Here is an 11,871-nt window from a genome sequence, read left to right on the forward strand (position 1 = left end):
GGCGACTTTCGGCCTGCAACGCGTCGTGGCAGAAGCCGTTTCAACAGAAAGTGCAACGCCACACGATGCGGATGCCATGTCGTCACCATGGATGCGCGCAGAAGCAGCGTGTCCCGCTGCGCGGGATCAGCGGCGACCTTCCGCCCGCCACGCGTCGCGGCTGAAGCCGCTCCTACACGTGCCTGTCAGCGCTATCCCGGAGCGCAGCGCGAACAACATCCTGCGCGGCGCGGACACAGGCCAGCGCCGCGGCGTCATGCGTCGACGACTCAGTCGTCGAGCTTGGTCAGCAGGTAGTTCGGCTCGCCGATCCGGTCGATCAGGTCGAGCTGGGTTTCCAGCCAGTCGATGTGCTCTTCTTCCGATTCCAGGATGTCGGCCAGCAACTGGCGGCTGACGTAGTCCTGGATCGATTCGGCGTAGGCGATGCCTTCGCGCAGGGTGACCGTGCCGTCCTGCTCCAGCGCCAGGTCGCACTCGAGGATTTCCTTGGGGTTCTCGCCGATGCGCAGCTTGCCCAGCGCCTGGAAGTTGGGGAGCCCCTCGAGGAAGAGGATGCGGTCCGCCAGCTTGTCGGCGTGCTTCATCTCGTCGATGGATTCCTTGTACTCGTGCTCGGCCAGTTCCTTCAGGCCCCAGTTCTTCAGCATCTTGGCGTGCAGGAAGTACTGGTTGATCGCGGTCAGCTCGTTGTAGAGGACCTTGTTGAGGAACTCGATGACTTTGCTGTCGCCCTTCATTGCATCGCTCGCGTAAGCCGGAAAGCGCAGACTCTAGCGAATCGCGCCGCGACGTGAAGGAACGCGAATCGTGATCATCCCGCGCTGCAGCGCGGCGACGGCCTCAGGCGGCGCGGGCCAGGCCGCCCAGCACCGGCAACGGCAGCTCGCGGCTCAGCGCGCGCTCCAGCAGGTCGCCGGCCATGTCCAGACAGGAGCCGCAGGTGGCGCCGCAGCCCGTGCGCATGGTCAGTTCGGACACGGTGCGGCAGCCGGCTTCGGCGGCTTCGCGGATCTGGCGATCGGTGACCCCATTGCAGATGCAGACGTACACGGCGGGCTTGGCGGCGGACGGCGCGGACTGCGCCTGGCGCCCATTCAAACCAAAGTGAGAATGGTTGTCAATTCCGCCCGTTAATCGTTATTAATCCGCGCCGCCCAGGGCCCGCCGCGCTTGCGTGGACGCTTGCGCGGCCGCTCGTGGCCCGCCGTATTGCCCGGCAGCCAGGCCTCCTGGGCCAGGGTCGGCATGGCGCGGATGCCGGCGCCGGCGATGGTCTGCGCCAGCGGCGCCAGGTGGCGCAGCGCCCGCGCGTAGACCCCGCGCTTGAAAAGGACGACGTGCTCCACCGGGTACCAGAAATCGACCCAGCGCCAGTGATCGAACTCCGGCGTCTCGGTCAGTTCCAGGTTCAGCTGGCTCTCGTCGCACTGCATCCGCAACAGGAACCAGACCTGCTTCTGGCCGATGCAGACCTGGCGTTCGTTGCGGCGGATGGCCCGGCTGGGCAGGCGATAGCGCAGCCAACCGGGGGTGGCGCCGAGCACTTCCACATGCTCGGGCAACAGCCCGGTTTCTTCGCGCAACTCGCGGTACATGGCCTCCACCGGGGTCTCGTCGGTGTTCATGCCGCCTTGCGGGAACTGCCAGCCGTCCCGGCGCACACGGCGTGCCCAGAACACCTGACCATCCGGCCGCATCAGCACGATGCCTACGTTCGGTCGATAGCCGTCCGGATCGATCACGATGCGGACTCCTGAAAAATCTACTGGCTCCGACTCTGCCATGGCTGCGGCCGGGCCACAAGCAGCGCAGAAACCCGTTGACAGCCGCCCGCTTCTCCATAAGAATTGGCGGTTCACCAGGGCTATGTAGCTCAGCCGGTTAGAGCACAGCACTCATAATGCTGGGGTCGGTGGTTCGAGTCCACCCATAGCCACCATGGTGTGTACGCCCAAGGCGTGCGATACTTGCAGTCCACATTGCCCCGTCGCCAAGCGGTAAGGCACCTGACTCTGACTCAGGCATTCGGTGGTTCGAATCCATCCGGGGCAGCCAAACACACAAAAAAGGCCGATCGAAAGATCGGCCTTTTTTGTGTGTTTGGCTGCGGGTTCGCGCAGGCGCGCAGCGCCTGCGCCCCACGCCTTGCTGCGCAAGGCGTGGGCCCCGGCCTTCCGCCTCCACATCCCCGCGCCTGTCGGCGCGCCCCCTTGGACTCCAAGGGGGCTACTCCACCAGATGGGATGCGAGTCGCCGGAAACCGGGGCGGCCCGGATGAATTGCCATCGGAGACAGCCCGCCAGCAGGACGCGCGACCTGGAAGCCTGGATAACAAGATCCAGCGGCGAACCCGGACCTCCGAACAGGCCGGCGATCACCCGCGCACCGCACGCAGATGCAGCGAGGCTGATCCGCGACAATTGCTGGCGCATCGGCCGACGCACCCACCAACCCAAAACGACAAAAGCCCGGCCGAAGCCGGGCTTTTGCTTGGTCCCCAGCAGGCTCCCGAGGGAACCCACGCCAGGCGCGGTGGATCAGCGCTTGGAGAACTGGGTGGCGCGACGGGCCTTGTGCAGACCGACCTTCTTACGCTCGACTTCGCGGGCGTCGCGGGTCATGAAGCCGGCCTTGCGCAGCTCGGTCTTCAGGGTTTCGTCGTACTCGACCAGCGCACGGGCAATGCCCAGACGGATCGCACCGGCCTGGCCGGTGGTGCCGCCGCCGCTGGCGGTGACCAGGATGTCGAAACTCTCGGTGTTCTTGGTCAGTTCCAGCGGCTGGCGCACGATCATGCGCGCAGTCTCGCGACCGAAGAACTCGTCCAGCGGACGGCCGTTGACGGAGATGTTGCCGGTGCCCTTGCGCAGGAACACGCGGGCGGTGGAGGACTTGCGGCGGCCAGTGCCGTAGTTTTGCGAAATCGCCATGATTAGATATCCAGAACCTGCGGCTGCTGAGCGGCGTGCGGATGCTCCGCACCGGAATAGACCTTGAGCTTGCGGTACATCGCGCGGCCCAGCGGGCCCTTGGGCAGCATGCCCTTGACCGCGATTTCGATCACGCGCTCCGGGTGGCGCTCCAGCGCCTGCTCCAGGCTCTCGGTCTTCAGGTTGCCGATGTAGCCGGTGAAGCGGTGGTACTTCTTGTCCTTGAGCTTGTTGCCGGTGACGACGATCTTCTCGGCGTTGATCACCACCAGGTAATCGCCGGTATCGACGTGCGGGGTGTAGACCGGCTTGTGCTTGCCGCGCAGGCGGCGGGCCAGTTCGGTGGAAAGCCGGCCCAGCGTTTTGCCGGCGGCGTCGACGAGATACCAGTCGCGCTGGACGGTCTCGGACTTAGCAGTGAAGGTGCTCATGATCAGACTCGGTTGGTCGGGCGGATTCCTGCAGCGAACGGCCGGAACTTTGCCACGCGTTGTGAATTGCAAAAACGCAAGAGACGAAATTCTACGTGGCCAGGCCGCCGCGCGCAAGTCCGCCCCTGACCCGCGGTGCCAGGGTCGGCGGCGCGCTTGGCAGCACACCGGCCGGCGGCGAAAATCGGGGACGCCACCGCTTCCGGGCTTCCCCCATGACCGCCAGCCGCCAGCATTCCCCGCTCGATCGCGCCCTGGTCGAGGCCCAGCGCGCGCTGGAGACCGTGTTCGGCGACCCGCCGGCGCAGCGTCCCTACCCCGCCGCGGCCACCGCCGACGTGGTGCTGGCGCCGGACGAGCGCCGCCACGCCGCCGGCCTGATGCGCATCAACCACGTCGGCGAAGTCTGCGCGCAGGGCCTGTACTTCGGCCAGGCCGCGGTCGCGCGCGATCCGGCCACGCGTGCGCACCTGCTGGAGGCGGCGCAGGAAGAGACCGACCACCTGGCCTGGTGCGCGGCACGGCTGCGCGAACTGGACAGCCGCCCCAGCCTGTTCAATCCGCTGTGGTACGCCGGCAGCTACGCGATCGGCACCCTGGCCGGGCTGCGCGGCGACGGCTGGAACCTGGGCTTCGTGGTCGAGACCGAGCGCCAGGTCGAGGCGCACCTGGACGAACACCTGCAGACCCTGCCGCCGGCGGACCTGCGCAGCCGCGACGTGCTGACAGTGATGAAGGCCGACGAGGCCCGCCACGCCGAGCATGCCGAACAGGCCGGGGCGCGGCGCCTGCCGCCGCCGATCCCCTCGGTCATGGCCGCCGCCTCGCGGCTGATGAAGGCCGTCGCCTATCGGCTGTAGCCGCCCGCCGGTCGGGCCGACGCCACCCCGGCTGGCATTGCCGGGCCGATCGCGTTAAAGTGAACGAACGCTGACTGATTCCACGTCGGCGCACGCCGTTCCGGCTGCGGTATCGCCATGTGCCGCAGCCACCGATGTACCCGTGCCGAGCCGCGCCCGTGTGCGCTCCGCCTGCAGACTGTCATGCCCGCATCCTCGCCCCATCTGCCATCGCCCCGGACCCGCTGGTTGTCGCGCCTGCTGTTCGCGACCCTGTTCGCGATCGGCGGCGGCGCCCTGCTGCAGCACCTGCTCGGCGACTACCGCCAGGCCAGCGCGATCCTGCGCGACCATTCCGTCGCCACCGTCCCGGTGATCGCCGACGGCGCCTTCGGCGTGCAGACCGAGCCACTGGTGCGCTACCGCTTCCACTATGTGTTCGAGAGCAAGGGCCGCCTGCACAGCGGCGCCTTCGAGGCCAGCGGCGCGGAGGCCGCGCCCTTGCTGCTGGATGGCGCCACGGTCGAGATCGCCTACGCCAATGCCGATCCCGCACGCTTCGGGCGCCTGGACCAGCTGCAGCACGCCGGCAACCTCGGCAGCGTGTTCACCCGCGCGCTGATCGCGCTGTCGATCGCCGCCCTGCTGGCGGTGGTCGCGCACCGGCTGCTGATCGGCCGGGTGCTGACCCGGCGCCGCATCGCCGCCGCCTGAGGCCACGCTCGCGCGGGCTGCGCTCAGTGCCCGACCAGCTTCAGGCCGATCACCCCGACCACGATCAGGCCGATGCAGGCCAGCCGCGCCGGCGAGGCGCTGTCGCCGAACAGGGCGATGCCGAGCACCGCCGTGCCCAGCGCACCGATCCCGGTCCAGATCGCATAGGCGGTGCCCAGCGGGATGTGCTTGAGCGCCTGGGTCAGCAGCCACAGGCTCAGGCCCGCACCGGCCAGGGTCGCCACGGTCGGCCACGGCCGGGTGAAGCCTTCGCTGTACTTCAGGCCGAGGGCGAAACCGATCTCGAACAGACCGGCGAGCAGCACGTAGATCCAGGGCATTGTCTTTCTCCGTAGACAAATGAAAACGAAAACGGCCCGATGTCTGCACATCGGGCCGCCGTCGGCAGGGGTCGCAGCGCGCGCTGCGGGCGGGCCGTCCCGCCGGTGTGGAGCGCTTACTCGGACAGGTTGCGCCCGTGGAACAGCTCCTCGATCTCGCGCTTGAGCAGCGCCTCGATGCGCATGCGCTCCTTGAACGAGAGGTTCTTGGCCTTTTCCTCGAACAGGTACTGGTCCAGGTCGAAGTCCTTCAGGTGCATCTTGGTGTGGAAGATGTTCTCCTGATAGACGTTGACGTCGAACATCTCGTAGCGCGACTTGACGTTCTTGGCCAGGAAGTTCTGGATCGAGTTGATCTTGTGGTCGATGTAGTGCTTCTTGCCCTTCACGTCGCGGGTGAAGCCGCGCACGCGGTAGTCCATGATCACGATGTCCGATTCCAGGCTCTCGATCAGGTAATTGAGGGCCTTCAGCGGCGAAATCACGCCGCAGGTGGCGACATCGATGTCGGCGCGGAACGTGGCGATACCGTGCTGCGGATGGGTTTCCGGGTAGGTATGGACGGTGATGTGGCTCTTGTCCATGTGCGCGACCACGGCATCGGAAATGATCTCCTTGCCCGCCGCCTTCTTGTCGATGACCGGCTCCTCGGAGATCAGGATCGTCACCGAGGCGCCCTGCGGATCGTAGTCCTGGCGCGCGATGTTGAGGATGTTGGCGCCGATGATCTCGGCCACATCGGTGAGGATCTGGGTCAGGCGATCGGCGTCGTACTGCTCGTCGATGTACTCGATGTAGCGCTGGCGCTCCTCTTCGGAGATCGCGTAGCAGACGTCGTAGATGTTGAAGCTCAACGCCTTGGTGAGGTTGTTGAAACCTTGCAGCCTCAGGCGAGGCAACGGCTTGACCACGGCGTGGATCCTCTGGAAGTGGGTCGGGGGGAAAGCCAATCAATTATGAGCCAAATGGCCGCGCTGCGAAACGTGGCGTCCGTCTCTTGTTTGCCGCCGCGAACGCGTCCCGTTAAGCTTCGGGAATTACGCCGTAGCGAAGCCGCCATGAGCCCCGGAAACACATCCACTGCAGCACCTGTGCGCATCGCTCCAAGTCCTTTGACGTTGGACACCGCCACCATCGACCGCTTCCTGGCCCACAGCCACCGTCGCCGCTATCCGGCGCGGACGGACGTGTTCAGGCCAGGCGATCCGGCCGGCACCCTGTACTACGTCGTCAGCGGCTCGGTCAGCATCATCGCCGAGGAAGATGACGACCGCGAGTTGGTGCTGGGCTATTTCGGCAGCGGCGAGTTCGTCGGCGAGATGGGCCTGTTCATCGAGTCCGACCAGCGCGAGGTGATCCTGCGCACCCGTACACCCTGCGAACTGGCCGAGATCAGCTACGAGCGCCTGCACCAGCTGTTCCTGGGCTCGCTGTCGTCCGATGCGCCGCGGGTGCTGTACGCGATCGGCGTGCAGCTGTCCAAGCGCCTGCTGGACACCTCGCGCAAGGCCAGCCGCCTGGCGTTCCTGGACGTGACCGACCGCATCGTGCGCACCCTGCACGACCTGGCCCAGGAGCCGGAGGCGATGAGCCACCCGCAGGGCATGCAGTTGCGCGTGTCGCGGCAGGAACTGGCGCGACTGGTCGGCTGCTCGCGCGAGATGGCCGGCCGCGTGCTGAAGAAGCTGCAGGTCGACGGCATCCTGCACGCCCGCGGCAAGACCGTGGTGCTGTACGGCGCGCGCTGACCGCCATGGGTCGATAGGCCCGGCACGATGGTGCTGAGCGAGACCTTCTACTGGTTCGTGCTGGTCGGCCTGGCCGCCCAGCTGGTGGACGGCGCGCTGGGCATGGCCTTCGGCCTGGTCTCGTCCTCGGTCCTGCTGAGCCTGGGCCTGCCGCCGGCGGTGGTCAGCGCCAGCGTGCACAGCGCCGAGGTGTTCACCACCGGCGCCTCGGGCCTGTCGCACCTGGCCCTGGGCAACGTGGACAAGCGGCTGTTCCTGCGCCTGGCGCTGCCGGGCATGGTCGGCGGGGTCGCCGGCGCCTACGTGCTGACCCAGTTGCCGGGCGAGCTGATCCGCCCCTTCGTCTATCTGTATCTGCTGGCCCTGGCGGTGCTGATCCTGTTGCGCGCGGCCGGCCGTGCGCTGCCGCGCCGCGAGGTGCGGCGGGTGCCGCTGCTGGGCTTCGTCGCCGGCCTGCTGGACGCCAGCGGCGGCGGTGGCTGGGGCCCGGTGGCGACCTCGACCCTGCTTGCCCATGGCGGCCAGGCCCGCACCACCATCGGCACGGTCAACGCCGCCGAGTTCCTGGTGACGCTGTCGATCTCGCTGACCTTCCTGCTGACCATGGGCCTGCAGCACCTGGACATCGTGCTCGGCCTGCTGGTCGGCGGCATGCTCGCCGCGCCGCTGGCGGCGCTGCTGGTCAAGCGCGTGCGCGAGCGTTGGGTGCTGGTGGCGGTGGGCCTGCTGGTGCTGGGCATCAGCCTGTATCAGGTGGGCGGGGCGCTGTATCGGTGGGTGGGCTGACGCCCGGGATTTGGGATTTGGGATTGGGGATTCGCAAAGGCGGCGTCCTCGGCGCCTGAGGCATCTGCTCTGGTCAGCTGATCTGCGGTCAGGCCGCGTTTGCTTTTGCCGGGGCGGGCCGCGCGATGATCGCGGGCGGACGCTGCCACCGATGGCTGTGCGTCGCGCCACTCCCCTGCCCCGCGAGACCGCCATGCACCGTGCCCTTCCGCTCCTCCTGGCCTTGCTGTGCCTGGCGCTGCCGGCGCCGCGCGCGCAGGCCGACGACGCCTTCGCCCGGCTCGGGCGCGGGGTCAACATCCTCGGCTACGACCCGCTGTGGAACGACCCGGCGAAGGCGCGCTTCCGCCCGCCGCTGTACCGCACGATCCGCGACGGCGGCTTCCGTACGGTCCGGGTCAACCTGCAGGCCTTCGCGCACATGGACGCGGACAACCGACTCGACCCGACCTGGCTGAAGACGCTGGACACGGTGGTCGACCAGGCCACCGCGGCGGGCCTGAACGTGATCCTGGACGAACACGACTTCCACCCCTGCGCCGCCGATGCCGCGCTGTGCCGGACCAGGCTGCTGGCGTTCTGGAGCCAGGTCGCCCCGCGCTACCGCCACGCGCCGCCCTCGGTGCTGTTCGAGATCCTCAACGAGCCCAATGGCCAGATGACCAGCGCGGTGTGGAACGACCTGCTGCGCGATGCGCTGCAGATCATCCGCCGCGACAACCCGACCCGCACGGTGGTGGTGGGCCCGGGCAACAGCAATTCCTTCACCGCGCTCGACAGCTTGCGCCTGCCCGAGGACGATGCGCACCTGCTGGTCACCGTGCACTACTACAACCCGTTCCGCTTCACCCACCAGGGCGCGCCGTGGGCGCCTGCGGACATCCGCGACCACACCGGCGTGACCTGGGGCAGCGCAGCCGACCGGACCAAGCTGTATGGCGAGTTCGACCGCATCGCGGCCTGGGCCAAGGCGCATCATCGGCAAGTGCTGCTGGGCGAATTCGGCGCCTACGAGCAGGCACCGCCGGCCGATCGCCTGGCCTGGACGGTGGCGGTGGTCAACGCCGCCGAGAAGCGCCATTTCGCCTGGGCCTACTGGGAGTTCGAGGGCAGCTTCGGTGCCTACGACATCGACCGCGGCCAGTGGGTCGCGCCGCTGCACCATGCCTTGGTCGGGAGCGACAGCGCTTACGCCAAATCCGGTGGCTGATGCCCGCAGGCGGTCTCGCCGCACGCGCGAGCGGCGATGACCCTGCACGGTTGCCGGCGCCGCGGTGCCGGATGCGCAGCAGCGCGCGCGGCGGCGTGCCCTACTGGGAGCCGACGACCTCGCCGGCGCGATCGCGGCAGCCCCAGTTGAGGATCGGCGTGCCGGACGGCAGCAGCCGGCGGAACACCGCCACCGCGCCGTGCTTGGGATTGACCACCACCGGCGCGGCCGCGGCCTGCAGCAGCGGCAGGTCTGCGGTGCTGTCGGAATAGGCCATGGCGATCTCGCCGTAGCCCAGTTCGCGCAGCATGCGCATCTTTTCCTCGTTGTGGCAGTGACGCGTGGCGGTGACCGCGCCCAGCCGCGGGCCGATCAGGCTGCCGACCACCGGCACGTCCTGGTGCGCGACGAAGCCGAGGATGGCGCGCGCCAGTTCCGGCGGCGCACCGGTGGCGACCACCACGCGATCGCCGGCGTCGCGGTGCCGGGCGAACACGTCCAACGCCTGCGGCAGCAGCCGCTGGCGGATCTGCGCCTGATGCTGCAGCACGTACTGATCGATGATGCGGTTGAACTCGCGCGCGCGGCGCAGGCCGAAGCTGGCGATCCAGACGTAGCCGGAGATGCCGGTGCGGCGGGTCGGCAGCATCGCCACCAGCGGCCCCAGCAATGGAGTGGCCAGCACCGCGGCGGCCAGGCGCAGCGGATTGCGCTTGATCAGCCAGGCGAACAGGTGGCTGCCGGAGTCGCCGTCGTACAGCGTGTGGTCGAAATCGAACACCACCAGCGGCGCATCGGCGCGCGGCAGCGGATACGGACTGGCGTCCTGCCCGCTCATGCCGCGAAGAACAGCTGGCGCAGCGCCTCGCCCGGTTCCTCGGCGCGCATGAACGTCTCGCCGACCAGGAACGCGTGCACGCCGGCGCCGCGCATCAGCGCCACGTCGTCCGGGCCGAGGATGCCGCTTTCGGTGACCAGCAGGCGGTCGCGCGGCACCGCGTCCTGCATCGACAAGGTGGTCTGCAGCGACACCTCGAAGGTACGCAGGTTGCGGTTGTTGATGCCGATCAGCGGCGCCGGCACCTGCAGCGCGCGCTCCAGTTCGTCGATGTCGTGCACTTCCACCAGCACGTCCATGCCCAGCTGCAGGGCCAGCGACGACAGTTCGGCCAGTTGCAGGTCGTCCAGCGCGGCCACGATCAGCAGGATGCAGTCGGCACCGAGCGTGCGCGCCTCGTACACCTGGTACGGATCGATGGTGAAATCCTTGCGCAGCACCGGCAGGGTGCAGGCATCGCGCGCCTGCTGCAGATAGCGGTCGTGGCCCTGGAAGAAGTCCTCGTCGGTCAGCACCGACAGGCAGGCGGCGCCGCCGAATTCGTAGCTGACCGCGATGTCGGCCGGGTGGAAGTCCGGCCGGATCACGCCCTTGGACGGGCTGGCCTTCTTGACCTCGGCGATCACCGCCGGATCGCCGTTGGCGATGGCGGCCTGCAGCGCGCGGGCGAAGCCGCGGGTGGGCGGCATGGCCTCGGCGCGAGCGACCAGCTCGGCCAGTGGCACGCGCGCGCTGCGCTCGGCGATCTCGTCGGCCTTGCGCGCGAGGATGGTGCGGAGAATGTCGCTGCTCATGCGGTGGGAATCCTGGGGGATGGCCGGATTATCGGCGATGTGGGGTAAAGAAGGGATCGGGACCCGGGACCCGGGACCCGCAACAGCCTGGGCCGCCATTCAAGTAGTGCAACCGACGACATGCCCGAGTCGAGACGAGGGGCCGCAGATCGGCGACGCCCTGCGCTTACCGGGTCCCGGGTCCCGGGTCCCGGGCCCCGACCAGGCCCTGCGTACAGGCCACATACGCCTCCAGCTTCGCCCGCGCACGCCCATCGGCAATAGCAGCACGGGCCAGGACGATGCCGGCGCCGATGTCCTCGGCCAGGCCAGCCACGTACAGTGCCGCGCCGGCGTTGAAGGCGACGATGTCCAGCGCCGGACCCGGCACGTTGTCGAGCACGGCGCGCAGCATCGCCATCGACTCGGCGGCGTCGGCGACCTTGAGGTTGCGGCTGGCCGACATGGCGATGCCGAAGTCCTCCGGGTGCACCTCGTACTCGCGGACCTGGCCGTCGCGCAGCTCGCCGACCAAGGTGCCGGCGCCGAGCGAGAGCTCGTCCATATCGTCGCGGCCCCACACCACCAGCGCGCGCTCGGCGCCCAGTTCCTGCAGCACGCGCGCCTGGATGCCGACCAGGTCGGGATGGAACACGCCCATCAGGATGTTCGGTGCGCCGGCCGGATTGGTCAGCGGGCCGAGGATGTTGAAGATGGTGCGCACGCCCATCTCGCGCCGCACCGGCGCCACCACCTTCATCGCCGGGTGGTGCACCGGGGCGTACATGAAGCCGATGCCGGTCGCCGCCAACGCCTGCGCCACCTGCTCGGGCTGCAGCTCGATCGCCGCGCCCAGCGCCTCCAGCGCGTCGGCGCTGCCGGACTTGGAGGAGACGCTGCGGTTGCCGTGCTTGGCCACCTTGGCGCCGGCCGCCGCGGCCACGAACATCGCGCAGGTGGAGATGTTGAAGGTGTGCGAGCCGTCGCCGCCGGTGCCGACGATGTCGACCATGTGGGTGCGGTCGACGACCGGCACGGTGCGCGAGAACTCGCGCATCACCACCGCCGCACCGGCGATCTCACCCACCGTTTCCTTCTTGACCCGCAAGCCGGTGAGGATGGCCGCGGTCATCATCGGCGACACCTCCCCGCGCATGATCTGCCGCATCAGCCCGACCATCTCGTCATGGAAGATCTCGCGGTGCTCGATGGTGCGTTGCAGGGCTTGCTGGGGGGTGATGGTCATGGCGAAGACGGT

At 68.4% G+C, this 11,871-nt stretch carries 15 protein-coding genes and 2 tRNA genes; 7 read left to right on the forward strand and 10 right to left on the reverse strand.

All coding sequences use genetic code 11. From position 1 onward, the window contains the following. Positions 1–269: 269 nt before the first annotated feature. The 3 genes from bfr to AC1PMG_RS19855 form a co-directional block, all read right to left on the reverse strand. Positions 270–740, reverse strand: coding sequence for a bacterioferritin (gene bfr / locus AC1PMG_RS19845; protein ID WP_017910327.1), 471 nt, complete (start codon positions 738–740; stop codon positions 270–272). A 103-nt stretch (positions 741–843) separates the two neighbouring features. Then, positions 844–1,053, reverse strand: coding sequence for a (2Fe-2S)-binding protein (locus AC1PMG_RS19850; RefSeq protein WP_481109991.1), 210 nt, complete (start codon positions 1,051–1,053; stop codon positions 844–846). 80 nt (positions 1,054–1,133) lie between these two features. Then, the gene (locus AC1PMG_RS19855) at positions 1,134–1,745 is read right to left on the reverse strand and encodes an RNA pyrophosphohydrolase (RefSeq protein ID WP_010341422.1); all 612 of its coding nucleotides are present in this window, start codon (positions 1,743–1,745) and stop codon (positions 1,134–1,136) included. Positions 1,746–1,865: 120 nt separating this feature from the next. Between AC1PMG_RS19855 and AC1PMG_RS19860 the strand changes: the two genes are divergently transcribed. Both AC1PMG_RS19860 and AC1PMG_RS19865 read left to right on the forward strand, forming a co-directional pair. Next, a tRNA-Met gene (locus AC1PMG_RS19860) sits at positions 1,866–1,942 on the forward strand. 41 nt (positions 1,943–1,983) lie between these two features. After that, positions 1,984–2,058, forward strand: a tRNA-Gln gene (locus AC1PMG_RS19865). Positions 2,059–2,540: 482 nt separating this feature from the next. Here the strand turns inward: AC1PMG_RS19865 and rpsI are convergent. After that, positions 2,541–2,933 carry a 30S ribosomal protein S9 gene (gene rpsI / locus AC1PMG_RS19870; RefSeq protein WP_342074295.1) on the reverse strand — a complete coding sequence of 131 codons (393 nt, stop codon included), beginning with the start codon at positions 2,931–2,933 and terminating at the stop codon, positions 2,541–2,543. A gap of 2 nt (positions 2,934–2,935) precedes the next feature. After that, complete coding sequence (rplM, locus tag AC1PMG_RS19875; protein ID WP_010341420.1) at positions 2,936–3,364, reverse strand: 50S ribosomal protein L13; 429 nt, start codon at positions 3,362–3,364, stop codon at positions 2,936–2,938. A gap of 215 nt (positions 3,365–3,579) precedes the next feature. Between rplM and coq7 the strand changes: the two genes are divergently transcribed. Beyond that, the gene (gene coq7 / locus AC1PMG_RS19880; protein WP_481109992.1) at positions 3,580–4,224 is read left to right on the forward strand and encodes a 2-polyprenyl-3-methyl-6-methoxy-1,4-benzoquinone monooxygenase; all 645 of its coding nucleotides are present in this window, start codon (positions 3,580–3,582) and stop codon (positions 4,222–4,224) included. Between the two features lie 183 nt (positions 4,225–4,407). Beyond that, a complete protein-coding gene (locus AC1PMG_RS19885; RefSeq protein ID WP_481109993.1) occupies positions 4,408–4,917 on the forward strand; it encodes a hypothetical protein in 510 nt (169 codons plus the stop codon). A gap of 23 nt (positions 4,918–4,940) precedes the next feature. Here the strand turns inward: AC1PMG_RS19885 and AC1PMG_RS19890 are convergent, their stop codons facing one another. Beyond that, entirely contained in the window at positions 4,941–5,258 is a 318-nt protein-coding gene (locus AC1PMG_RS19890; protein WP_481109994.1) for a DMT family transporter, read from the reverse strand. A 116-nt stretch (positions 5,259–5,374) separates the two neighbouring features. Further along, positions 5,375–6,169 (reverse strand): adenosylmethionine decarboxylase, encoded by a 795-nt coding sequence (gene speD, locus AC1PMG_RS19895; protein ID WP_017910332.1) that lies wholly within the window; start codon positions 6,167–6,169, stop codon positions 5,375–5,377. A 147-nt stretch (positions 6,170–6,316) separates the two neighbouring features. On the opposite strand from speD, the gene crp reads away from it, so the two are divergent. The 3 genes from crp to AC1PMG_RS19910 all read left to right on the forward strand — a co-directional run bounded on the left by crp (position 6,317) and on the right by AC1PMG_RS19910 (position 9,002). Then, positions 6,317–7,006 (forward strand): cAMP-activated global transcriptional regulator CRP, encoded by a 690-nt coding sequence (crp, locus tag AC1PMG_RS19900; protein WP_010341415.1) that lies wholly within the window; start codon positions 6,317–6,319, stop codon positions 7,004–7,006. Positions 7,007–7,033: 27 nt separating this feature from the next. Then, on the forward strand, positions 7,034–7,792 hold the full coding sequence (locus AC1PMG_RS19905) for a sulfite exporter TauE/SafE family protein (protein ID WP_342074296.1): 759 nt from the start codon (positions 7,034–7,036) through the stop codon (positions 7,790–7,792). 193 nt (positions 7,793–7,985) lie between these two features. Further along, positions 7,986–9,002, forward strand: a complete 1,017-nt coding sequence (locus AC1PMG_RS19910) for a glycoside hydrolase family 5 protein (RefSeq protein WP_481109995.1) — start codon at positions 7,986–7,988, stop codon at positions 9,000–9,002. Positions 9,003–9,102: 100 nt separating this feature from the next. Here the strand turns inward: AC1PMG_RS19910 and AC1PMG_RS19915 are convergent, their stop codons facing one another. From AC1PMG_RS19915 to trpD, 3 genes are all read right to left on the reverse strand, one after another. Then, on the reverse strand, positions 9,103–9,840 hold the full coding sequence (locus AC1PMG_RS19915) for a haloacid dehalogenase-like hydrolase (protein WP_481109996.1): 738 nt from the start codon (positions 9,838–9,840) through the stop codon (positions 9,103–9,105). After that, positions 9,837–10,634, reverse strand: coding sequence for an indole-3-glycerol phosphate synthase TrpC (gene trpC / locus AC1PMG_RS19920; RefSeq protein ID WP_481109997.1), 798 nt, complete (start codon positions 10,632–10,634; stop codon positions 9,837–9,839). Before trpC ends, AC1PMG_RS19915 begins: the two co-directional genes overlap by 4 nt. 166 nt (positions 10,635–10,800) lie before the next feature. Further along, on the reverse strand, positions 10,801–11,859 hold the full coding sequence (gene trpD, locus AC1PMG_RS19925; protein ID WP_481109998.1) for an anthranilate phosphoribosyltransferase: 1,059 nt from the start codon (positions 11,857–11,859) through the stop codon (positions 10,801–10,803). Positions 11,860–11,871: the final 12 nt, after the last annotated feature.

The sequence above is a fragment of the Xanthomonas sp. NCPPB 2250 genome, assembly GCF_056725265.1.

Bases quoted from the DNA above. Each gene is read 5' to 3' on its own strand.
- AC1PMG_RS19915 (WP_481109996.1), bottom strand. From the start codon at position 9,840: ATGAGCGGGCAGGACGCCAGTCCGTATCCGCTGCCGCGCGCCGATGCG.
- coq7 (WP_481109992.1), top strand. From the start codon at position 3,580: ATGACCGCCAGCCGCCAGCATTCCCCGCTCGATCGCGCCCTGGTCGAG.
- bfr (WP_017910327.1), bottom strand. From the start codon at position 740: ATGAAGGGCGACAGCAAAGTCATCGAGTTCCTCAACAAGGTCCTCTAC.
- AC1PMG_RS19910 (WP_481109995.1), top strand. From the start codon at position 7,986: ATGCACCGTGCCCTTCCGCTCCTCCTGGCCTTGCTGTGCCTGGCGCTG.
- AC1PMG_RS19890 (WP_481109994.1), bottom strand. From the start codon at position 5,258: ATGCCCTGGATCTACGTGCTGCTCGCCGGTCTGTTCGAGATCGGTTTC.
- crp (WP_010341415.1), top strand. From the start codon at position 6,317: ATGAGCCCCGGAAACACATCCACTGCAGCACCTGTGCGCATCGCTCCA.
- trpC (WP_481109997.1), bottom strand. From the start codon at position 10,634: ATGAGCAGCGACATTCTCCGCACCATCCTCGCGCGCAAGGCCGACGAG.
- trpD (WP_481109998.1), bottom strand. From the start codon at position 11,859: ATGACCATCACCCCCCAGCAAGCCCTGCAACGCACCATCGAGCACCGC.
- rplM (WP_010341420.1), bottom strand. From the start codon at position 3,364: ATGAGCACCTTCACTGCTAAGTCCGAGACCGTCCAGCGCGACTGGTAT.
- rpsI (WP_342074295.1), bottom strand. From the start codon at position 2,933: ATGGCGATTTCGCAAAACTACGGCACTGGCCGCCGCAAGTCCTCCACC.
- AC1PMG_RS19885 (WP_481109993.1), top strand. From the start codon at position 4,408: ATGCCCGCATCCTCGCCCCATCTGCCATCGCCCCGGACCCGCTGGTTG.
- AC1PMG_RS19905 (WP_342074296.1), top strand. From the start codon at position 7,034: ATGGTGCTGAGCGAGACCTTCTACTGGTTCGTGCTGGTCGGCCTGGCC.